Here is a 20846-nt window from a genome sequence, read left to right on the forward strand (position 1 = left end):
TTTCGGGCGACGGAGACGGGGTGCCGGCGGGCGGGCCCCGCCGACACCCCGAAAGCTACAACCCCGAACCGACAGTCGGCGCCCGTCGCGGGCGCGGCCGGCCGGGTCAGCGCAGTCCGGCCAGCAGGGCGCGCAGCCGCTCGTCCTCGCCGATGATGTCGTACGCGAGGCCGGAGGTGACGATCCGGCGGTCGCGCTCGACGAGGTCCCCGACGTACCGGAACAGCGAGGTGTCCCGGGCCGCGGCCCCCAGCGCGTGCAGGGCCTCGCAACCGCCCGTGACGTCGGCGCCCGTCTCGACGGAGTGGAGCGCGGCCCGGGCGAGGCGGCCGGGGTCGAGGGTGCCGGGGTCGACGATGTCGAGCAGGGCCCGGGCGGCGCCGGCGGCTTCCTGCGGCTGGTCGAGCAGCGCTTCCAGCCGGGGGACGAGGTCCTGGGCGGCCGCCCCGAGGGAGGCGGCGGCGCGCAGCGCGCGGACCGTCGTCCAGCGGTACCACGGCCCGTTCCCGGCGGTGCGGTCGAGGACGGACGCCAGGATCCGGACGGCCTCCTCGGCGTCGCCGTCGATCTGCCAGAGGGCGCGGGCGGTCGCGATGTCGGCGTCCAGCTGCGGGACGGTCGGCTCCGGCTCCGTGCTCACCGCCGCCAGCAGGTGCGGGAGCAGCCCGGCGGCGGCCGCGCCCAGGCCGGCGGCCGCCTGCGCCGCCTCGGCCCGTTCGCGCGAGGCCGACAGCCGTTCGGCGACGGCGGCGAACAGCAGAGCGGGTTCCCCGGTGACGTCGTGGTGGGCGCGTGCCACCTGGAGCGGACCGGCGTTCGCCCGCAGCGCCTCGGCGGCCCGCTCGCGGGCCTCGGGCCTGTCTCCGACGACGGCCGCGACGGCGGAGGCGGCGTACGGGAAGCGGGGCAGCACCGCGCACAGCTCCGGCAGGGCTTCGACGGCCCGCGGGCCCCACCGGCGCAGCAGGTGGACCAGGTCGGCGGTCTCGTTGTCGCCGAGCCCCTCGACGGCGAGCCGGCCGCGGACGGCGGCGAGCAGCTCCGGAGTGAAGGGGAACGCCGGGGCGCGGGAGTCGCCCGCGGCGCGGCGGGCCTCCGGGCGCCGTTCGAGGTCGCGGGCCAGCAGCGGGGCGGCCTGGCCGGGGGCGATCCTCACCAGTGCGGCGAGGGCCTGGTCGGCCGCCCTGTCGTCGGGCCGGGTGGCGAGTTCGAGGAGCACCGGCGCGGCCTCGGCGGCGAGCGGGCCGAGCTTGGCCAGCAGGCTCGCCGCCGTGTCCTGGGCGGCGAGCGGGGCGACGGCCGGGATCAGCCGCGGCGGGGCGGCGCGCGAGACGTAGCAGGCGTGGTCGGCCGCCCACAGGGCCTCCGCCCGCACCTCGGGGCGCGGGTCGCGCAGTGCGGCCTCCAACAGGGTGAGCGCGGCCTCGCGGTCGGCCTCGGTGTCGCGTTCCAGCAGGGTGTCGACGACCGCGAGCAGCAGCTCCTCGTGGTGGACGCTGTAGCGGTCGACGGTGAGTTCGCGGGCCGGCAGCAGGCCGAGCACGGCCGTGTGGTGGGCGGCCTCCCAGGGCTCCTCGTTCCTGAGGCCGACCAGGACGGCGGCCAGCCGCAGCGGCACCGGGGTCTCCTCGCCGAGCCGTACCCGGGCTTCGGCGGCGGCCGCGCCGAGGTCCACCCGCCCGAGGGCGACGAGCAGTTCGGCGGCCACGTCAGGGCTCTCCTCGGCCGCCCAGCGCTCCCACAGGGCGGCCGGCGCCGTCCCGCTGTCCCCGGTGTGGCCGACAGCCCAGGCGGCGGTCAGCCGGACGGTCTCGTCCGGGTCGGCCAACAGCGGAAGCAGCAGCGGCAGTCGGGCGGCCACCGCGGCCCGGACGGCACCGTCCGGGACCTCCCACTCGTCCTCGCTCTCGGCCAGCCCTCCCAGCAGGCCGAGCACGTCGGCCGTCCGGATCCCGGCGGCGGCGATCCGGGCCAGGTAGGGCACGGCGGCCACGCTGGCCGGGTACACCGTGCCCTGGTGGAGGATGCTCCCGTACAGCTCGGAGACCGCCTCCTCGGCCGCGCCGTCGTCGCCCTCGGCGAGGGCGCGCAGCAGGTCGGGAAGGTCCTCGGCGGGGCCGTAGGCGTGCGAGAGGTCGGCCCAGGGGTGGGCGTCGAGCCCGGCGAGGGCGGTGGTGGGGTCCATGGGCGGGATGCTCCCAGTCGGGACCGACAACGCCGCCGAGGTCCCGGGCGGTTCGGGGGGCGCTACGGGTCCGCACGGGTGGGGCTGGCAGGCTGGGCACCGAGCGCGGCGCCGCCGGGCGCCGCTCGGCGAGGGGGTCCTGATGACGGGTGGAGGGGCGACCGGGGGCGTGCCTCCGCTGGATCCGCAGGTGCGGGCGGCACTGGCGGCGGCCGGCGACGGGGCACGCCAGGTGCTCACCCCGGAGCGCCTGGCGGCCTGGCAGGAACGGGACCTCGCCGCCCGGCCCCGCCCGACGCCGGACCAGTTGAGCGACGGCGGCCGGTTCGAGGTGGCGGAGCTGCGCGTGCCACGGGCCGACGGCACGGGCGAGGTCACGCTCGTCAGCGCGCGGCCCGCCGGGGTGCGCGAGGAGCTGCCGGCGCTGTACTACCTGCACGGCGGCGGGATGGTGACGGGCAACGCCTGGTCCGTCCTGCCCCGGCTGCTGCGCGGCTGGGCGCTGCCCCTGGGGTTGGCGGTCGTATCCGTCGAGTACCGGCTGGCTCCGCGCACCCGCTTCCCCGGGGCCGTCGAGGACTGCTACGACGGCCTCGTCCGGGTGGCCGAGCACGCGGGTGAGCTGGGCGTGGACGCGCGGCGCGTGGTCGTCGGCGGCAAGAGCGCCGGCGGCGGGCTCGCCGCGGCGCTGGCCCTGCTGGTCCGCGACCGCGGCGGTCCGGCACCGGTCGGCCAGCTGCTGCTGAGCCCGATGCTCGACGACCGCGGCGACACCTTCTCCAGCCGCCAGCTGGCCGGCCACGACACCTGGGACCGCACCTCCAACGCCACCGCCTGGCAGGCCGTGCTCGGCCACCGGTACGGTGCCGCCGACCTCTCGCCGTACGCGGCCCCGGCCCGCGCCACCGACCTGTCCCGACTGCCCGCGGCGTACGTCGAGGTCGGGTCCGCCGAGACCTTCCGGGACGAGGCCGTCGCCTACGCCGACGCGATCTGGCGGGCGGGCGGCGAGGCCGAACTGCACGTGTGGCCCGGCGCCTGCCACGGTTTCGACACCCTCGCCCCGCACGCCGCCATCAGCCGGGACGCCCACGACGCCCGCACCCGCTGGCTGCGGCGCGTCCTCCACCGGTGAGCCGGCCGCTGCGCGCGGTGCTCCACCTCTCCACACCACTCCGCGCGGTCGCCGGCCGCTCCCTCGCTCAGAGCCAGCCGCGCTCGTCGGCGACCCAAAGCGCCTCGGTCCGGTTGCGGGTGCCGGTCTTGGCGATGGCCGAGGAGGAGTAGTTGCGGACCGTCCCCTCGGACAGGTACAGCTTGGCGGCGATCTCGGCCACCCCGGCGCCCGAGCGGGAGGCGTTCAGCACATCGCGTTCCCGGGCGGTGAGCGGGGAGGCCCCGGCTGCGAGGGTGGCAGCGGCCAACTCCGGGTCAACCACCCGATCCCCCGACGCGACCCGGCGGATTGCGTCGGCGAGCACCTCGGCGGGGGCGTCCTTGACCACGAAGCCGACCGCACCCGCCTCCATGGCCCGGCGCAGGTAACCCGCGCGTCCGAAGGTGGTCAGGATCACGACCCGGCACCACGGCGCCTGCTGGGCCAGTACGGCGGCGGCCGCCAGGCCGTCCAGTCCCGGCATCTCGATGTCGAGCAGGGCCACGTCCGGCCGGTGCTCCCGGGCCGCCTCCGCGATCTGGTCGCCGCGACCGACGGCGGCGACCACGGCGAAGTCGTCCTCCAGGTCGAGCAGGGTGCGCAGTGCGGTGCGGACCAGCTCCTGGTCCTCGGCGAGCAGCAGGCGGATCGTCATGTCGTCCCTTCGTCGCCGGGTGCCGGCCCGTCGGTGGTCGGACCGCCAGGGTTCGAGCCGTCCGGCCGGACGGTGACCAGCAGCCGCCACCCGCGCGGGTCGAGCGGGCCGGCCTCGACCGTACCGCCCGCCGCCGTGACCCGTTCCCGCAGCCCGGTCAGGCCCTTGCCGTCACCCGTACCATCATCGGCGCCGTGTCCGCCCCCGGTTCCGTCGTCGCGGATCTCCACCGAGCCGGCGGTGAGCAGCACCGAGCAGCGCTCGGCGCGGGCGTGTCGGACCACGTTGGTGATCCCCTCCCGCAGCACCCAGCCGAACAGCTCGCGCTCCCCCGGCGCGACCGCGTCCGCCGCCGACGGCATGTCGGCCACCACCCCGGCGGCGCGCAGCAGTTCGCGTCCGCGGGCGAGTTCGCCGGCCAGGGTCACCTCGCGGTAGCCGCTGACGGCGGCGCGGACGTCGGACAGCGCCTGGCGAGACAGCGTCTCCACCGCCGACATCTCCGCCACCGCCCGGTCCAGGTCCTGGCCCGCGAGCCGCTGGGCCAAGCGGGCCTTGACGGTCATCGCGGTGAGCGAGTGCCCGAGCAGGTCGTGCAGGTCCCGGGCGATCCGGTTGCGCTCGGCCTCCGACGCGAGCCGCGCCACCTCGGCCCGGGCGGCGACCAGGGCGCTGTTGGTGGTGGCGATCTCGGCGAAGGCGCCGCAGGTGAGCGAGGTGAACAGCAGGGCCAGGGCCTGGAATCCGCCGGGCCCGGTGTGCCAGGGGCGCACCGCCCAGGGCACCACCAGCGCGGCCACCGTGCCGGCCGCCACCGCCCGGACGGCGTGCACGCGCCACTGGATCGCGACCGCGGAGACGACCACGGTGGCGAGGAAGAAGGCGTTCTCGTGGGCAAACGGCAGCGCGGCCAGGAACAGCGCCGTCATCACCGCCAACAGCGGCGGCGTCCAGCGCCGTCGGCCCAGCCCGGCGGCGAGGGCCAGGAGCCCGTAGCAGAGGCAGAACGCCACGACCACGGCGTACCCGGCGAACGCGGCCGTCCCGGAGACGGTGTTGCCCACGGCCACTGCGGTGAGCCCGGGGAAGACCATCATCCCGCTGGCCAGCAGGAGGCGGCGCCAGCCCGGGCCCCAGCGCTGGACCGGGCTCGACCATGCCTCCTCGCCGGGGAACGTCCTCTCGCGCTCGTCGCCTGCGCGATCACGGCCGATCACCTCGCGTCCTCCTCCTCAGCGCCCGGCGAACAGGCTACGCAGGTGCCGTCCGTTGACCGTCGCGGCCACACCCAGGAGGGCGAGACCGCAGATGCCCTGCTCGACCTTCATCCACACCGGGAACGTCCCTGGCAGGGCGATGATCACGGCGATGGCGACGAGCATGACGGCCGACAGGATACGCAGCCGCCGGAACGCGCCCCGGGAGCCGTTGGCGGCCCGGGCGGTGAGCAGGAGGGTCAGGGCGGCGCTGGCCACGACGATGGTGCCGCGGACCAGCACCGCCTCGTTGACCAGCGCGTGGTGGTCACGAAGGGTGATCGCGGCCGCCAGCGTGGCGACACTGAGGCCGAGGTATGCGAGCACGAGCCGCCGCAGGGTGCGGAAGGCCCGACGGGTGTCGGGGTGATGCAGGTCGGTGGAGGTCATGGCATCCATGCTGGTCGCGGGCCCGCGTCACAGGCAGTGTGTTCACGCACCCCTGCACCGTGACAATTGTCAGCGGACCGTCGTCAGTGGATCAGTCGATCGTCGTCAGGGCCCCGGCCGCCTCCGCCCGTGACCCATCCAGCAGGCACACCATGTGCAGCTTCGCGACCGCCCGGCCGTCGACCAGGACGGCCCTCGGTTCCCGCCCCCAGACCTCGAAGCCGCAGGCGGTGTAGAGCCGCAGGGCCGGCTCGTTGCCCTCCGAGACGGTCAGCAGCACCTGCCGCAACCGCCCGTCCTCCGCCGTGCGCAGCACCTCCCGCACCAGGGCGCGGCCGATCCCCCGGCCGGCGGCGGCGCGGGCCACCGCCATGCCGTACAGCGTGCCCTTGTGCCGTTCCTGGCTGCGCTGCGGGACTTTCAGCCCGGCGGTGCCGACCAGGGCGCCGGGGCCGTCGAAGGCGCCGATCAGGGCGCCCGGCCCGTCCTTGGCCCCGGCCAGCCGGCGCAGCGTCACGGACATCGGCCTGCCCGCCTCCTCGGCGTGGCTGAAGGTGAAGGCGCTCGGCGTCTCGCGCAGCGCCCGGAGGCGGAAGGCCCGGTACGGTCCGGCGTCCGCGACGCCGAGGCGGCGCAGCAGCACCGGCCGCCGCCCGCGCTCAGCCGAGACGGACACGGGTGCACCTCGTCACGTACGGCAGGGCGATCTCCTCCCGGCCGGCCAGGTCCGGGTGGGTGGCCAGCAGTTGTTCGACGTCGGCCAGCAGGCGGACCCGTTCCTCCTCCGGCAGCGCGATCACATAGCTGCGCGAGGCGACCATGTCGACGATCCCGGCCCGGGTGGTGACGTGCTCCCAGCGGATCTCCAGCCGCTCGGGCGCGCCGAACGGCGCCGGGAGGACGGGGCGGGTGTCGATCCGCTGCGGCGCCGAACGGTGCATCAGCACGCCCAGGGCGGCGGCCCAGGGCTCGGACTCGTCCCGGACGTTCCACACCAGGGCGAGCGTTCCGCCGGGGGCGAGCACCCGGGCGATCTCCGGCACCGCGACCGCCGGGTCGAACCAGTGCCAGGCCTGCGCCACCACCACCGCGTCCACGCCGGCGTCCGGCAGTGGGATGTGCTCGGCCGAGCCCGCCCGGACCGCCGCCCTCGGCACCGCCGCGGCCAGCCGCGCCCGCATGCCCTCGTCGGGCTCGACCGCCACCACGTCCAGGCCCGCCTCGACCAGCAGCCCGGTCAACTTGCCCGTCCCGGCGCCCAGATCGAGCACCCGGCGGGCGTCCCGGGGCACCGCCGAGCCGATCAGCGCCTGCGGATAGCCCGGCCGGCCGTGCTGGTACGCGTCCGCCGCGACCCCGAACGACCGCGCCCGCAGCCGTCCGGCCCACCGCCGGGTCGCCCCCTGCCGCGTCATCCCGCAGGCCCGCCCGATCTCCTCCCAGGTCGCCTCACGTCCGCGCCGCAGCTCCTCCACCAGCTCCGTCCGCCGCTCCTCCAGCGCCTCGATCACCCCCGACAACCGCCGCAGGCCCTCGACTCCGCCCCCATGAGCCACATCCGCCGCCACCCGTCGCCCGAGATCACCCGTGTCCATGGCCCGGCACTCTACGGACCGGCGGCGAGCGACGTCAACGGTCGTTGCTCTGTCGCGCAACATCCGTTGCCTCGGTTCGCCACCGGTGCCCCGCCCCTCCCCGCCGCCGAAAATCCGGTGCGCCCGGTGAACTACAGCCCGCACACTGGGCCGGTCGTCCGCCGTACCGCGAAGGAGCCCCGTGCAGGGAGCAGTCAGCGTCTCGCCCGCCCAGATCCCCGAGCTGTTGCTCGGCCTGGCCACCGTCCGCCCGGTGTTCCTCTGGGGCGCCCCCGGGATCGGCAAGTCCTCCCTGGTCAGGGCGTTCGCCGACTCGCTCGGCCTGGAGTGCGTGAGCCTGGTCGGCACCCAGCTGGCCCCGGAGGACCTGATCGGCGTCCCGCAGCTCACCCCCGAGGGCCGCTCCCGGTTCTGCCCGCCCGAGCAGATCGCCCGCGACGAGCCGTACTGCCTGTTCCTGGACGAGCTCAACGCGGCCTCGCCGGACGTCCAGAAGGCCTTCTACTCGCTGATCCTGGACCGCCGGATCGGCTCGTACGAGCTGCCGCCCGGCTCGATCGTGATCGGCGCGGGCAACCGCGCCACCGACGGCGCGCTCGCCCGCCCGATGGCGTCCGCGCTGGTCAACCGCATGATCCACGTCCATCTGCGGGCCAGCGCCGAGGACTGGCTGCGCTGGGCGGCCGGCGCCGGGATCCACCCCTGGGTCGTCGACCACCTCACCGACCGGCCCGACCACCTGTGGTCCGCCCCGCCCAAGACCGAGGAGCCGTTCTCCACCCCGCGCGCCTGGCACATGCTCTCCGACGCGCTGCACTCCTTCGGCCCCACGCTGGACGAGGAGACGCTCAAGGTCATCGCGTACGGCCTGCTCACCGCCCAGCACGCGGTCGCCTTCTGCGGCTACGCGAAGATCGTCCGCAACTCGTACGGCCTGGAGGCGATCCTCAAGGGCGACGCCCGCTGGCCGCACCGGGTGGAGGACCGCGACCTGCTCTACTACCTGGCCGACTCCTTCCGCGGCCGCCTGGTCAAGGAGCTGCCCGCCAGCAAGGAGCACGCCTCCGGGGCGCAGCGGCAGACCGCCTTCCGGGCCAAGTCGCTGCTGGTGCAGCTGGCCGAGATCTCGGTGGAGGTCGCCCAGACGGTGATCGCCGACGGCGCGGACGGCAATCCGGTGCTGCCCTCCTGGTTCCTGATCGAGGCCGCCCGGGACATGCCGCGCCTGGTCGAGGCCCGCCGGTGAAGCCCGCCGCCGCGAAGGGGAAGCCCGATCCGGGCGCCGAGTCCTTCGCCGAAGGCGTCCGGCTGCTGCGCCGCAATCCCGCCCTCGCCGCCCTGCCCGCCGAGTTCTGCCGCACGGAGACCTGCGGGGTCGCCCCGCCGGGCGGTTGGGCGGTGGCCGACTCCAACGGCACCGTGCACGTCAACCCGCGCCGCCGGGCCGATCCCGAGGAGTGGGCCTGGGTGCTGGCGCACAGCCTGCTGCACCTCGGCTTCGGCCACGTCCCGGCCGCCCGCGGCGCCCGGGTCCAGCCGGACGACCACGCGGCCGCCGCCCGCTGCGCGGTGGTCAACCGCTTCCTCGCCACCTTCCCGGTCGGCCGCGCCCCGGTCGTACTCCCGCAGGAGTACCCGGGCGGCGACGAGGAGGAGTTGGCCGCCCGCTGGCGCCGCGACGGCCTGCCGCCGGCCGACGCCGCCGGCACGGCCGGCACCGCCGGCACGGCCGATCGCGACCAGCTGCTGGTCGAGTGGCACGGCCACGGCCGGGCACCCGAGGACTGGGAGAGCGCCTTCGCGGCCGCGCTCACCCGCACCGTGTCCGCCGCGATGGACCGGGCCGGCGGCCGGATCGACGAGAAGACCGGCCAGCGCCTGCCCGAACGCCCCTGGACCAGGGCGCTCAACTGGTTCGTCTCCTCGTACCCGCTGCTCGGCGGCATCGCGGCCGGCCTGACCCTGGTGGCCGACGCCGAACTCGCCCGCGCGCACGACATCGCCATCGCCGCCGTCAACGCCGACGCCGGGGAGGTCTACGTCAACCCGCTGCGCCGGTACACCGACGAGGAGTGGCGGTTCATCCTCGGCCACGAGATGCTGCACGCCGCCCTGCGGCACGGCGAGCGCCGGGGCGGGCGGGACCCGTTCCTGTTCAACGTAGCCGCCGACTACGTCATCAACGGCTGGCTGCTGGAGATGGGCGTCGGCGAGATGCCCGAAGGCCTGCTGCACGACCCGCAGTTGACGGGCCTGTCGGCCGAGGAGGTGTACGACCGGATCGTCCGCGACCAGCGCCGGATCCGCCGGCTCGCCACCCTGGCCGGGAAGAACCGCCCGGACGTCCTCGGCGCACCGCTGGACCGCGGCCCGCGCGACTACGTGGACCTCGACGACCTCTACCGGCGCGGCCTCCAGCAGGGCTTCGAGCTTCACCGACGCGAACGCGGCCTCCTCCCGGCCGGACTGGTCGAGGAGATCCGCGCTCTCGCCCACCCGCCGCTCCCCTGGGACGCGCGACTGGCGCGCTGGTTCGACGAGTTCGTGCCGAGCCCCGAGCCGGTGCGCAGCTACTCCCGTCCCGCCCGCCGGCAGTCCGCGACCCCGGACATCCCCCGGGCCGGCCGCTACCGCCCCGAGGAGGAGGTGCCGCGCTGCACCTTCGGGGTCGTCCTGGACACCTCCGGCTCGATGAGCCGGCCGCTGCTCGGCAAGGCGCTCGGCGCGATCGCCTCCTACGCCGCCGCCCGGGACGTCCCGGCCGCCCGGGTGGTGCACTGCGACGCCGCCCCGCACGACGCCGGCTACCTCCCGGTCGAGGAGATCGCCGGGCGGCTGCGGGTGCACGGGCGCGGCGGCACCGTCCTCCAGCCGGGCATCGACCTGCTGGAACGGGCCGACGACTTCCCGCCCGGCGCGCCCGTCCTGGTCATCACCGACGGCGAGTGCGACGTGCTGCGGCTGCGCCGCGAGCACGCCTTCCTCGTCCCCCGGGGCGCCGCACTGCCGTTCACCCCGCGCGGGCCGGTCTTCCGGATGAGCTGAGGCGTGCTCACCTCCGCCTGCCGGGTGGCATCGCGCAGGGTGGCGCCCTCGGCCAGCTCGAAGCCGCCGTGGGCGGCGCGGAGCCCGGCCAGGGCGTGGGCGTCACCGTCGCCCTGCCCTGTCCTGCCCTGTCCTGGCGGGCTCCGCCCACCGGCGGCGGCCCCTCTGTTCCGACGGCCGCTCGCCGACACCCCGACCCGCGTGGGTCAGGGCGACACGGTCTTGCTCGCCAGTACCGTCCCCTGGGCGTCGTACGCGGCGAGCTTGATGCCCATGATCGGGTACGCCTTCGGGTACTCGGGGGTCTTCTGGCTGGGCCCCCAGACGTAGCCGGTGGCGTAGCCCGGGGTGCCGGGAAGCGAGGCGACGGTGGCCCAGTGCGACTGGCCGTCCACTTCGATGGCCATCCGGGCCACCTGCCCGGGCCCGTGGTAGACGAGGTTGTACAGGGCGTCCTGGAACTGCCCGGGGTTCCCGTAGTACTGCATGGTGATCTCGGTCGATCCCCCCGCCCACGAGTACCCGGCGCACCCCGGGGAGTTTCCGTACACGGGGGCGTCGTGGATGCAGATCTCCTGGTCCTTCAGCTGCATCCACCAGCCCTCGCGGCCCAACGGCAGCTGCTGACCGGGCTCCACCACCACGGCCTCGGGAGCGGGCCCGGCCGGTTCCCGCAGGGCCTGCGAGGCCGGCCCGACGGCCTGGGCTCCGCGGTTCGCGGACAGGACCGCGCCCGTACCGGCCACCACCGCGAGCGCGACCGCCACCACCGACGCGCCCATCGCCACCCGGCGCCCCCGCCGCTGGCGGCGCACGTGGGCCTGCACCGGCCCGGCGGACCAGTCCGCCACCTCGACCCGGGCCGCCTCGTCCCGCAGAGCCCCGCGCACCATGTCCTCGGTGTCCATCACCTGTTGCCTCCGTTCGTGCCGTCGATCGTTGAACCGGTGTCCGCCGCGTACGAGGCCAGCGCCGGGTGGCCGCGCAGTTTCTCCAGGCCTCGGCTGGCCTGGCTCTTCACGTTGCCCAGCGAGCAGCCGAGCACCTCGGCGACCTGGCGCTCGCTCATGTCCTCCCAGTACCGCAGGACGACCACGGCCCGCTGGCGCTGCGGCAGCTCGGCCAGCGCCTGGAGCAGCACCGAGCGCTCCTCGACGTCGCCGTGCCCACCGCCCGCGGTGGCCGCCCGGTCGGGCAGGACGGGCGTGAGCAGCTGCCTGACCCGGCGCCGCCGGTGACGGCTCAGGTTGTTGTTCACCAGGGCCCGGTGGATGTAGGCGTCCGGCTCGTCCAGGCGGCTGATCCGGGACCAGTTCCTGAAGACCTTCGCGAACGTCGCCTGCACCACGTCCTCGGCCTCGTGGTGGTCGCCGGTGAGCAGGTAGGCGGTGCGCACCAGCCGCCTCCAGCGTGTGGCGGCGAACGCCTCGAAGTCGAGCTCCCGCAGTCCGGGACCGCCCGCGGAAGCCGATGCCGTGACAGGCCTGGGCCGGTCCTCCACCGGAATGTTCAATGCGCTCGCGGTCATCCGATTCCTCTTCGCGTCCACGCGACGGCCCGACCGGACCATCGCTCTGCCCTACTCACCGCCGCGCCGGCGCAAGGGTTGCACGGCACTGTCCACGAGAACGGGCCGCGCTCGTTCTCGCGCTCCGTCGCCGAGCGAGGAATCACCTGCCGGCTGATCACGGTGACCGGAGGAGGCCCCCGTCCGCGTTCCGGTCACCGGCCTCCTGCGGCCGGTTCCGAGTCCGGGGTCTGGGGTCTGGTCCGCAGGCGGCCGCGGGCTGCTCGGCGGTCGAGCCTGCGGCGTTCGGCCGTCGCCCAGCGGTCGGCGCGGGTCGGGTCGAGGGGTGTGCCGTGGCCGACGTGGAGCCGGGTGGGCTTGAGGTCGAGCATCGCGCGGAGGCTGGCGAGGTTGGCGAGCGGGTCGTCGTGGAAGGGCGGGTTGGCCGGGCGGCCCTGGATGAGCCCCATGAAGGAGTTGGCGATGAGGTCGCCGGCCACCAGGTCCCCGTCGTCGGTGAGGACGGAGACGGAGCCGGCGGTGTGGCCGGGGGTGGGGATGATGCGGCCGTCGACGCCGAAGTCCGCGAGGGCGGTCTCGCCGTGGACGAGGAGGTCCGGTTCGAAGGGTTCGGCCTGTTCGTGGAGCTTCGGGTTGCGGGCCATCAGCCGCCCCATCGGGCCGGTGGGCAGGTACGGTTCGCGGACCCGGCCGGTGCGGTAGGGGCCCAGGTCGGCGGCGTGGGCGGCGATCGGGGCGCCGGTGAGGCGGCGCAGCTCGGCCGCGGAGCCGAAGTGGTCGATGTGGCCGTGGGTGACGACGACGAGGCGGACGTCCTGCGGGTCGACGCCGTGGGCGGCGACCTGATCGGTGATCCGCCGGGCGCTGCCGGGGGTTCCGGCGTCGACGAGGACCGGGTGGCGGCCGAGCAGCAGGTAGGCGTTGACGGCGTGCCGGCCCAGGACGGGTATCGGGATGACCTCGGTGCGGGACAACTGGGTGCTCCTGAGGGAGAGGGGTGCGGGTGGTGGGGGGGTTCAGCGGGCGGTGGCGTGCGGGCGGAACCGGCGCCGGTATTCGGCCGGGGTCGCGCCCAGGCGTCGGCGGAAGGCCCGGTGCAGGGTCTCCACCGATCCGAGTCCGCTGGCGGCCGCGATGTCGGGCAGGCTGCGTACGGTCTCCTCCAGGAGGCGGCGGGCCGCCTCCACCCGGACCGCCTCCAGGTAGTCGGCCGGGGTGCGGCCGGTGCGGTCGCGGAAGACCCGGGCGAAGTGGCGCACGCTCAGGTTCATCCGGGCGGCCATCGCCTCGACCGGGATCCGCTCGGCGAGGTGGTCGTCGATCCAGCGGCGGAGTTCGTCGATGCGGTCGTCGGAGCTCGCCTGGAGCGAGAGCGGCACGCTGAACTGGCTCTGTCCGCCGGGGCGTTTGACGTACATCACCATGGCGCGGGCCGCGTCGAGGGCGACCGCCGGTCCGTGGTCCTCGGCCACCATGGCGAGGGCGAGGTCCATGGCGGCGGTCACGCCCGCGCAGGTCCAGATCCGCCCGGCGCGGATGAAGATCGGTTCCGGGTCGACCGCGATGTCCGGGTACCGCGCGGCCAGTTGGTCGGCGGTGAGCCAGTGGGTGGTGGCGGGCAGGCCGGCGAGGAGTCCGGCCTCGGCGAGCAGGTGGACGCCGGCACAGACGCCGCCGACGCGCCGTGCGGCCGGAGCCGCCGTGGCCAGCCATCCGACGACGTCGGGGTCGACGACGGCCTGGTACCGGCCGCCGGCGTGGTCCATGGCGCCGGCCACGAGGAGGGTGTCGACACCCGGGCCCACCTCGGCCAGCGACCGGCCGGCGACCAGGCTGATCCCGGCGGCGGTGGGCAGCCGGCCCGCCCGCACGGCGGCGATCTCGACCCGGTAGGCGGGTGCGTCGCCTTCCACCAGTCGGGAGGCGACGGAGAACACCTCCGCGGGGCCGGTCACCTCCAGCAACTCGACCCCGGGGAACGCGGCGATGACGACGGTACGCGGTTCGGGCATGCCCCGATCCTTCCGCCGCCCGGGCCGTGTCCGCAATGCCGGGGTTCTGTCACATCCGGCCATCGGCGATCGGCCACGGCCGGAGCGGCAGGGCGGCGGGCCCCCCGCCTGCCCGGTCCCGGCCGCGGATCCCCTTCCGGGTGATTGCCGCACCACCCATTGACCGGCGCCACCGCCGTAGCACGAACTCGGCGAACGGTGCAGGGACTTGGAGCGGAAACCCTCCACATGAGCGAATCCGGGGCTGGTCGGCGGCGCGCGGGCGGCGGGGCGAGAAGCCTGGTGGGAGGGCGGCGGCCGTCCCGGGTTACGACTGGTGTGCGAGATGTCGGTGTTGTCCGGCAGTTTGCGACAAGTCGTTTGCAGGACGGTATTTTTGACTTTCGGTCAGGATGTCCTGAACTTGGCTATGCTGCACCACCACGCCTCCGGAGCCGGCCCCCGCCTGTCCCCCCGTACCGTTCCGATCGTTTGAGGATGCTGAATGCTTCGAGCTGGATCGTCACCCGCCAGACGGCGCCGAGCGCCCCTGCTCGGCTGGTTGTTGCCGACGGCCGTGATGGCGGCGGCCGTGGCGGTCGCCGCGCTGGTGGTGTCCGCCGGGGCCCGGGCCGGGGTGCTGTGGTGCGGGGCGACGGGCACCGTGCTGGTGGCCGTGGTGGCCGCCGAGTCGGCCCGCCGGGGGCGGGCGCTGAGCGAGTCGCGCGACCGGCACACCCGGCAGGTGGAGGAGTTGCAACGCCGGCTGGCCGGGCAGGAGGACGAGCTGGACCGGCTCGCCCGGGTCGAGATGCGCAGGGTGGTCGCCGGAGCCCGGTACGGGTACTCCTTCGACGTGCTGACCCGCCCGCTCGAGCAGGGCGACGCCCCCGTCTCCCCGAGGTTCCGCCGCTCCCTGGTCGCCGTCACCGAGGCCGTCGCCAAGGCCGTCGACGACGAGGTCAGCCGGCGCGACTCGGCCGAGCGCGCCTTCGTCAACATCGCCCGCCGGGTGCAGGCCATCATCCACCGGCAGGCCAAGGACCTGCGGGAGATGGAGGACCGGCACGGCAACGACCCTGCGGTCTTCGACGACCTGCTGCGCCTGGACCACGGCAACGCGCTGACCGGCCGGCTGGCCGACAGCATCGCCGTCCTGTCCGGCGCCCGCCCCGGCCGACAGTGGACCCGCCCGATCGCGCTCTACAGCGTGCTGCGCGGCGGCATGTCCCGGATCCTGGAGTACCAGCGGGTCGACCTGCACCCGGTGGCCCAGATCTCGGTCACCGGACCGGCCGTCGAGCCGCTCATCCACGCCGTCGCCGAACTGCTCGACAACGCCACCCGCTACTCCCCGCCGCACACCCACGTGCACCTGAGCGCCTCCGAGGTGCAGAGCGGGATGGCGATCGAGATCGAGGACGGCGGCCTCGGCCTCACCGACGAGGCCCGGATCCGCGCCGAGCGCTCGATCCGCGAGGCGATGGTCTCCAAGGACTTCGACGACCTCACCGAGTCCCCCCGGCTGGGCTTCGCCATCGTCGGCCGGCTCTGCCAGGCGTACGGCTTCCAGATCTCGCTGCGCCGCTCCGCGTACGGCGGCGTCCGGGCGGTGCTGGTGGTACCGCAGGAACTGCTCACCACCGCGCCGCCGACCGGCCGGGCGCACGGCATCGGCGCCTTCTCCGGCCCCCGCCCGCTCCCCGCGAACCCGCCCCGGCACGCGGCCCCGGGCCGTCCGTGGGGCACCCGGACGACCTCGGCCGGCGTCGGGCCGTCCTACGGCTCGACCAACCCGTGGGGCCCGTCCGGCCCGGGCGCCGGGGACGACGAGGTGATCGTGACCGAGTGGACGCCCAACGGCCTGCCGCAGCGCCGCCGTAGCCGCCCGATGGTGCCCCGGGGCGGCTACGGCGCCCGGGCCGCCGCGCGGCCCGCCGGGCCCGTGCCCGGGCCGCCGGCCCAGGCGCCGCGCCCCGTCAGGGAGCCCAAGGAGCCCAAGCAGCCGGGCCTGTGGCTGGAGGCGTTCATGGACGGCATCAAGGGCACCGGGCCGGGACCGGAGGGGCCGTCGGGCCCGACGGGAGCGCCGGGCCCGACGGAGCCGGGAATCCCCGGACGCGCCACGGATCCCGGATGGGCTACCGACACCGGCCGCACCGCGGGCACCGGACAGACGGGTGCCGGACACACCAGCGCCGCACACACCAGTGAAGAGACGGCAGGGAAAGGCGAGCAGTGATTCCGCACCGCAGCAACATGGACTGGATCCTCAACGACCTGGCGCACAGCGTCCCGTGCGTGCGCCACGTCATCGTGCTGTCCGCCGACGGCCTGCGGATCGCCCAGTACGGCACCGACCCGGACACCGCCGACCGCCTCGCCGCCGCCTGCGCCGGGCTGCAGAGCCTGGCCGGCGCGATCGGCCACGAGTTCCCGCACGGCGACGGCTCGATGCGCCTGGTGGTGATCGAGGTGGACGGCGGCTACTTCTACCTGATGGCGGCCGGTGACCGCGCCTACCTCGCGGTGCTCGCCGACGAGGGCGTGGACGCCGGGCTGGTGAGCCACCAGATGCGCGACCTGGTCGCCCGGATCGGCGAGCACCTGTCCACACCGCCGCGCAACCCCGAGGCGGTCGTGTGACCCGGCATCCGGCCCGGCCCGCCGCACCGGGCTCCGGCGGCGGGGCGGGCACATGAACGAACACAGTGAGGCGGTGGCATGACGGCCGAGCAGGGTGGCTGGGACGGCCCCGAGCCCGACCGGCTGTACGTCATCACCCGGGGCCGCAGCGGCCCCTCCGGGCCGGGGGTCTTCGACCTGGTCACCCTGATCGTCTCCCTCGCGGAGCCGACCCCCGCCCACCAGCCGGAGCACGCCGCGATCCTGCGGCTGTGCCGCTCCCCGCTCTCGGTCGCGGAGGTCTCCGCCTACCTGGAGCTGCCCGTCAGCGTGGTCACCGTCCTGCTGGCGGACCTGCTCGACGACGGGCTGATCGAGGCCCGCAGCGCCGCCGTGCCCGCGGCGGAGCTCCCCGACCGTGCCCTGTTGGAGGCGGTGATCCATGGACTTCAGCGGCTCTGACCCGGTGGTCGGGCCGGCCGGTACGGACCTGCTGCCGGACACCGTCACCACGGCGGTCAAGGTGGTGGTCGTCGGCGGCTTCGGCGTCGGCAAGACGACGCTGGTCGGCGCGGTCAGCGAGATCCGGCCGCTGACCACCGAGGAGACCATGACCCAGGCCGGGATCGGGGTGGACGACCCGACCGGGGTCGAGCAGAAGACCTCCACCACCGTGGCCATGGACTTCGGCCGGATCAGCATCAGCGACCGGCTCGTGCTGTACGTCTTCGGCACCCCGGGCCAGGAGCGGTTCTGGTTCCTCTGGAACGGCCTGTTCGAGGGCGCCCTGGGCGCGGTGGTGCTGGTGGACACCCGCCGGCTGGAGGTCAGCTTCGAGGTGATCGGTCGGCTGGAGGAGCGCGGCGTGCCCTTCGTGGTGGCCGTCAACGGCTTCCCGGAGGCGCCGTCCGTCCCGCTCGACGAGCTGCGGGGCGCGCTCGACCTGCCGCCCGAGGTGCCGATCGTCGCCTGCGACGCGCGCAGCCGGGAGTCCAGCCGGGACACCCTGATGACCCTGATGCACTACCTGTACGAGCTGGCCGCCCCGCCGGCCCCGTAGCCCACCGGAGCCGTGCCCGCCGAGCGCCGGCCCCCGCAGCCCGCCGACCCGATGCCCGTCACCGAACCCCACCCGCGACCGGAGAGCCCGTGACCCCCCCGATCCCCGAACCCGTCGGCGCCGAACCCGCACCCCGTACCGCCCCCGCGCCGGCCGCCGCCCCGCCGCCCGGCTGCCCGGCCCACGCGGGCGGCGGCGTCGCCCCGACCGGCCCCGGCGGCCTGCGCCGCCTGTACGGTCCGGAGGCCGAGGCCGACCCGGCGGCCCTGTACGAGAAGCTGCGCGCCGAGTACGGCGAGGTGGCCCCGGTACTGCTGCACGGCGACCACCGGGCCTGGCTGGTGCTCGGCCACGGCGCCAACATCGCCGCGATGCGCACCCCCTCGCTGTTCTCCCGGGACTCGCGCCTGTGGAACGCCTTCCGCAACAACGAGGTCCCGGCGGACTCCCCACTGCTGCCGGTGGTCGCCTGGCAGCCGATCTGCGTGTTCGCGGACGGCGACGAGCACCGCCGGCTGCGCGGCGCGCTGCTGGACGGCCTGAACGGCTTCGACCGGCGCGGCATCCGCCGCCACGTCCGCCGCTTCACCACCGACCTGGTCCAGGTGGTCGGACCGACCGGCCGGGCCGAGCTGATCTCCCAGTTCGCCGAGCACCTGCCGATGCTGGTGATGACCAAGCTGCTCGGCATGCCGGACGAGTACGGTCCGCAGCTGGTCACCGCCGCCCGGGACCTGATGAAGGGCACCGAGACGGCGATCGCCAGCAACGAGTACGTGGTCGCCGGGCTGCGCCGGACCATCGCCATCCGGCGCGAGAGCCCCGGCGACGACCTGACCAGCCGTCTGCTGGCGCACCCGGCCGGGCTGTCCGAGGACGAGGTGATGGAGCACCTGCGGGTGGTGCTGCTGGCCGCGAACGAGACCACCGTCAACCTGATCGCCGACTCGCTGAAGATGGTGCTCACCGACCCGCGCTTCCGCGCCCACCTCTCCGGCGGCCAGATGACCCTGGGCGAGGCGCTGGACCAGGTGCTCTGGGACTCCCCGCCGATGTCCCTGGTGGCCGGCCGCTGGGCGACGGCCGACACCGAGCTGGGCGGCCGGCAGATCCGGGCCGGGGACCTGCTGCTGCTCGGGCTCGCGGCGGGCAACGTCGACCCGGTGGTCCGGCCCGATCTGGCGGCCCCGCTGTACGGCAACCGCTCCCACCTGTCCTTCGGCGCCGGGCCGCACGAGTGCCCCGGCCAGGACATCGGGCGGCACGTCGCCGAGGCCGGGATCGACATCCTGCTCACCCTGCTGCCGGACGTCCGGCTCGCGGTTCCCGAGGAGGAGCTGACCTGGAGCTCGGGCTGGATCTCCCGTCATCTGACGGCGCTGCCGGTGGAGTTCACCGCCCGGGACATCGAACCGGACCCGCTCTCGGTGGCCGAGGCGGAGCAGGCGGAGGCCGCCCAGGCGAAGGCGGTGGCCGAGGCCGAGTCGGGGCAGGCGCCGGACCCGGCCGTCCCGGCGGCCCGGAGTGCCGAGCGCGCCGGGCCGGCCGGGGCGGCGGCCCCGGCGGTCCCGGCGCAGCGCCGCGGCTGGTGGGACGTGCTGACCGGCCTGTTCCGCCGCTGAACGGCCCGTCCCCCAGGCCTCAGCTCTCACGCCCCGGCCCCGGCCCCGGCCCCGGCCCCGGGATCAGCCGTCGCGCCCGTCGGTCCGGCGCCGGTACAGGGTGAAGGTGTCCACCGGGATGAGGTCGCCGTGCGGCCCGTCGAAGGTGTAGTAGGTGACCTTCATGGTGGTGGTGCCGCCGCGCCGGTCGCCCGGATCGACCTCGAAGGCCGCGAAGCCGTGGCTGTGCTCGCGGTCCTGGACGGCGGCCCAGGGGGCGTCCTCGGTGAGCCAGACCGACTCCCGGTAGGGCGCCCCCGGCTTCGGGTCCTCCAGCCCGACGACCACCCGGCCCTTGGGCTGCTCGAAGAGGTCGTCCTGGGTGGTGGCGGCGTTGCCGCCGGCGCCGATGATCATGTGGACGGTGCCCCGCCCGGTGTCGACCAGGTCGGTGCGGGTCTCGGTCGGCACCGGGGTGCGGGTGTCGTTGGGCAGGGTGCCGCGGACGGGGTGGGAGCGCTCGTAGTAGTGCTCGTGTCCGCACACCACCAGGTCGACCCCGTAGGCGTCGAACAGCGGGCCCCAGGCCTCCCGGAGGCCGAGGTCGCTGCCGGAGCCGTGCTTCGAGCTGGAGATCATCGGGTGGTGCATGCAGACCACGATCCAGTCGATCGCCCGGCTGCCCCGCGCGGCCCGCAACTCCCGTTCCAGCCAGCGCCGTTGGGCGCCGCCGGAGTAGCCGCGCAGGTAGACGTCGCCGGAGTTCTGGATGGCCTCGTCGTCGTTGGCAAGGCTGATGAAGCGCACCGAGCCGACGGTGAAGGCGTACCACATGCCCCGGGTCTCCTCGTCGGAGGAGGCCGAGGAGTCGGGGAGGGAGAAGTAGGCCTGGTAGCCGGTGGCGCCGATCGGGCCGTTGCCACCCTCGTTCTCGTGGTTGCCGACGCAGGGCATCCAGGGCCGCAGCCGGGTGGAGCGGCTGTTGCTGATGAACCAGTCGGCCCAGGTCGCGGTGCGGCTCTGGCCGTGCCGGCCGGCGTAGGAGGAGTAGCAGAGGTCGCCGTTGACGAGGTTGAACAGCGGGCCGACGCGTTCGACGGCGGCGACGATGTCGGCGGAGGCCGCGGTGCCGACCTGGCTGCTCATGAACACCGGGTACTTGCCGAGCGGGGAGGGCATGCCGTCGGGGAAGGTGATCCGGCGGCGGAGGTTGGGCGCGGCCTGGTCGCCGAAGCTGGTGAAGGTGAAGGGGGCGCGGCCGCGCGGGGCGGTGGTGAAGGTGCCGGTCTCGGGGACGGCGCCGTCGTGCCCGGCGCTGTAGAGGTAGGTGGCACCCGGGCGCAGGCCGGTGAGGCGCGCGTGGTGGACGTACACCTCGGTCTTGTCGATCGAGTCCCGGTAGGTGCGGGTCTCGGCCTGGACGACCCGGCCGAGGCCGCCGTCCGGTGAGCCGTACCGCACCTGCGGGCGGCGCACGGACTGCGGGGTGATCCAGGAGACGGTCATCTCCGTACCGGCGTCGGTGCCGAACTGGAGGTGCAGTCCGCTCACTCCGGCCGTTCCGGCGCGGTGCGGGGTGGTCTGCAGGAGGGGGCTGGTGGGCTCGTCGTCGGCCGGTCGGGCGGCCGCGGGTTGCGCGGCCGCCGCCGAACCCGCGGCCACCAGGGCGGCTCCGGCCGCCGATGTGCCCTTGAGGATGGACCTGCGTGCGATGGTCATGAAAACTCCGCCTGCCGAGTGGGGGATCGACAAGCAGTCA

At 75.1% G+C, this 20846-nt stretch carries 19 protein-coding genes; 8 read left to right on the forward strand and 11 right to left on the reverse strand.

Annotation, left to right across the window (positions count from 1 at the left end; translation table 11 throughout):
- Positions 1–106: 106 nt before the first annotated feature.
- Positions 107–2185, reverse strand: coding sequence for a hypothetical protein (locus ACZ7RU_RS28345; RefSeq protein ID WP_470343801.1), 2079 nt, complete (start codon positions 2183–2185; stop codon positions 107–109).
- 142 nt (positions 2186–2327) lie between these two features.
- Here ACZ7RU_RS28345 and ACZ7RU_RS28350 point away from each other — a divergent pair, with 142 nt between their 5' ends.
- Positions 2328–3320 (forward strand): alpha/beta hydrolase, encoded by a 993-nt coding sequence (locus tag ACZ7RU_RS28350; RefSeq protein WP_470343802.1) that lies wholly within the window; start codon positions 2328–2330, stop codon positions 3318–3320.
- A gap of 67 nt (positions 3321–3387) precedes the next feature.
- On the opposite strand, the gene ACZ7RU_RS28355 is transcribed toward ACZ7RU_RS28350, so the two are convergent.
- From ACZ7RU_RS28355 to ACZ7RU_RS28375, 5 genes are all read right to left on the reverse strand, one after another.
- Positions 3388–3996 carry a response regulator transcription factor gene (locus ACZ7RU_RS28355; protein WP_470343803.1) on the reverse strand — a complete coding sequence of 203 codons (609 nt, stop codon included), beginning with the start codon at positions 3994–3996 and terminating at the stop codon, positions 3388–3390.
- Complete coding sequence (locus ACZ7RU_RS28360; RefSeq protein WP_470343804.1) at positions 3993–5213, reverse strand: sensor histidine kinase; 1221 nt, start codon at positions 5211–5213, stop codon at positions 3993–3995. Before ACZ7RU_RS28360 ends, ACZ7RU_RS28355 begins: the two co-directional genes overlap by 4 nt.
- 15 nt (positions 5214–5228) lie before the next feature.
- Positions 5229–5642, reverse strand: coding sequence for a hypothetical protein (locus ACZ7RU_RS28365; RefSeq protein ID WP_470343805.1), 414 nt, complete (start codon positions 5640–5642; stop codon positions 5229–5231).
- A 91-nt stretch (positions 5643–5733) separates the two neighbouring features.
- The gene (locus ACZ7RU_RS28370) at positions 5734–6318 is read right to left on the reverse strand and encodes a GNAT family N-acetyltransferase (RefSeq protein WP_470343806.1); all 585 of its coding nucleotides are present in this window, start codon (positions 6316–6318) and stop codon (positions 5734–5736) included.
- Positions 6302–7237 carry a class I SAM-dependent methyltransferase gene (locus ACZ7RU_RS28375; RefSeq protein ID WP_470343807.1) on the reverse strand — a complete coding sequence of 312 codons (936 nt, stop codon included), beginning with the start codon at positions 7235–7237 and terminating at the stop codon, positions 6302–6304. The genes ACZ7RU_RS28370 and ACZ7RU_RS28375 overlap by 17 nt, the downstream gene beginning before the upstream one ends.
- A gap of 181 nt (positions 7238–7418) precedes the next feature.
- Between ACZ7RU_RS28375 and ACZ7RU_RS28380 the strand changes: the two genes are divergently transcribed.
- Both ACZ7RU_RS28380 and ACZ7RU_RS28385 read left to right on the forward strand, forming a co-directional pair.
- Positions 7419–8483 (forward strand): ATP-binding protein, encoded by a 1065-nt coding sequence (locus ACZ7RU_RS28380; protein WP_470343808.1) that lies wholly within the window; start codon positions 7419–7421, stop codon positions 8481–8483.
- Positions 8480–10282 carry a vWA domain-containing protein gene (locus ACZ7RU_RS28385; protein WP_470343809.1) on the forward strand — a complete coding sequence of 601 codons (1803 nt, stop codon included), beginning with the start codon at positions 8480–8482 and terminating at the stop codon, positions 10280–10282. Before ACZ7RU_RS28380 ends, ACZ7RU_RS28385 begins: the two co-directional genes overlap by 4 nt.
- Positions 10283–10488: 206 nt before the next feature.
- Here the strand turns inward: ACZ7RU_RS28385 and ACZ7RU_RS28390 are convergent, their stop codons facing one another.
- The 4 genes from ACZ7RU_RS28390 to ACZ7RU_RS28405 form a co-directional block, all read right to left on the reverse strand.
- On the reverse strand, positions 10489–11193 hold the full coding sequence (locus ACZ7RU_RS28390) for a hypothetical protein (protein ID WP_470343810.1): 705 nt from the start codon (positions 11191–11193) through the stop codon (positions 10489–10491).
- Entirely contained in the window at positions 11190–11729 is a 540-nt protein-coding gene (locus ACZ7RU_RS28395; RefSeq protein ID WP_470343848.1) for a SigE family RNA polymerase sigma factor, read from the reverse strand. Before ACZ7RU_RS28395 ends, ACZ7RU_RS28390 begins: the two co-directional genes overlap by 4 nt.
- 275 nt (positions 11730–12004) lie before the next feature.
- Positions 12005–12784 (reverse strand): MBL fold metallo-hydrolase, encoded by a 780-nt coding sequence (locus ACZ7RU_RS28400; protein WP_470343811.1) that lies wholly within the window; start codon positions 12782–12784, stop codon positions 12005–12007.
- A 42-nt stretch (positions 12785–12826) separates the two neighbouring features.
- A complete protein-coding gene (locus tag ACZ7RU_RS28405; RefSeq protein ID WP_470343812.1) occupies positions 12827–13822 on the reverse strand; it encodes a GlxA family transcriptional regulator in 996 nt (331 codons plus the stop codon).
- 541 nt (positions 13823–14363) lie between these two features.
- Here ACZ7RU_RS28405 and ACZ7RU_RS28410 point away from each other — a divergent pair.
- The 5 genes from ACZ7RU_RS28410 (at position 14364) to ACZ7RU_RS28430 (ending at position 19108) form a co-directional block, all read left to right on the forward strand.
- Positions 14364–16043 carry an ATP-binding protein gene (locus ACZ7RU_RS28410; RefSeq protein ID WP_470343813.1) on the forward strand — a complete coding sequence of 560 codons (1680 nt, stop codon included), beginning with the start codon at positions 14364–14366 and terminating at the stop codon, positions 16041–16043.
- A gap of 17 nt (positions 16044–16060) precedes the next feature.
- On the forward strand, positions 16061–16447 hold the full coding sequence (locus ACZ7RU_RS28415) for a roadblock/LC7 domain-containing protein (RefSeq protein WP_470343849.1): 387 nt from the start codon (positions 16061–16063) through the stop codon (positions 16445–16447).
- A 78-nt stretch (positions 16448–16525) separates the two neighbouring features.
- Positions 16526–16888 carry a DUF742 domain-containing protein gene (locus tag ACZ7RU_RS28420; RefSeq protein WP_387755754.1) on the forward strand — a complete coding sequence of 121 codons (363 nt, stop codon included), beginning with the start codon at positions 16526–16528 and terminating at the stop codon, positions 16886–16888.
- On the forward strand, positions 16869–17486 hold the full coding sequence (locus ACZ7RU_RS28425; protein ID WP_470343814.1) for a GTP-binding protein: 618 nt from the start codon (positions 16869–16871) through the stop codon (positions 17484–17486). Before ACZ7RU_RS28420 ends, ACZ7RU_RS28425 begins: the two co-directional genes overlap by 20 nt.
- A gap of 89 nt (positions 17487–17575) precedes the next feature.
- Positions 17576–19108 (forward strand): cytochrome P450, encoded by a 1533-nt coding sequence (locus tag ACZ7RU_RS28430; protein ID WP_470343815.1) that lies wholly within the window; start codon positions 17576–17578, stop codon positions 19106–19108.
- Between the two features lie 63 nt (positions 19109–19171).
- Here ACZ7RU_RS28430 and ACZ7RU_RS28435 read toward each other — a convergent pair whose 3' ends face one another.
- Positions 19172–20806: a purple acid phosphatase family protein gene (locus tag ACZ7RU_RS28435; protein ID WP_470343816.1), complete on the reverse strand. Its 1635-nt coding sequence runs from the start codon at positions 20804–20806 to the stop codon at positions 19172–19174.
- Positions 20807–20846: the final 40 nt, after the last annotated feature.

The sequence above is a fragment of the Kitasatospora sp. NPDC114501 genome (assembly GCF_055633695.1).

Coding starts and splice junctions, on each gene's coding strand:
- ACZ7RU_RS28345 (WP_470343801.1), bottom strand. CDS start 2,185: ATGGACCCCACCACCGCCCTCGCCGGGCTCGACGCCCACCCCTGGGCC.
- ACZ7RU_RS28425 (WP_470343814.1), top strand. CDS start 16,869: ATGGACTTCAGCGGCTCTGACCCGGTGGTCGGGCCGGCCGGTACGGAC.
- ACZ7RU_RS28415 (WP_470343849.1), top strand. CDS start 16,061: ATGGACTGGATCCTCAACGACCTGGCGCACAGCGTCCCGTGCGTGCGC.
- ACZ7RU_RS28350 (WP_470343802.1), top strand. CDS start 2,328: ATGACGGGTGGAGGGGCGACCGGGGGCGTGCCTCCGCTGGATCCGCAG.
- ACZ7RU_RS28355 (WP_470343803.1), bottom strand. CDS start 3,996: ATGACGATCCGCCTGCTGCTCGCCGAGGACCAGGAGCTGGTCCGCACC.
- ACZ7RU_RS28365 (WP_470343805.1), bottom strand. CDS start 5,642: ATGACCTCCACCGACCTGCATCACCCCGACACCCGTCGGGCCTTCCGC.
- ACZ7RU_RS28420 (WP_387755754.1), top strand. CDS start 16,526: ATGACGGCCGAGCAGGGTGGCTGGGACGGCCCCGAGCCCGACCGGCTG.
- ACZ7RU_RS28375 (WP_470343807.1), bottom strand. CDS start 7,237: ATGGACACGGGTGATCTCGGGCGACGGGTGGCGGCGGATGTGGCTCAT.
- ACZ7RU_RS28405 (WP_470343812.1), bottom strand. CDS start 13,822: ATGCCCGAACCGCGTACCGTCGTCATCGCCGCGTTCCCCGGGGTCGAG.
- ACZ7RU_RS28435 (WP_470343816.1), bottom strand. CDS start 20,806: ATGACCATCGCACGCAGGTCCATCCTCAAGGGCACATCGGCGGCCGGA.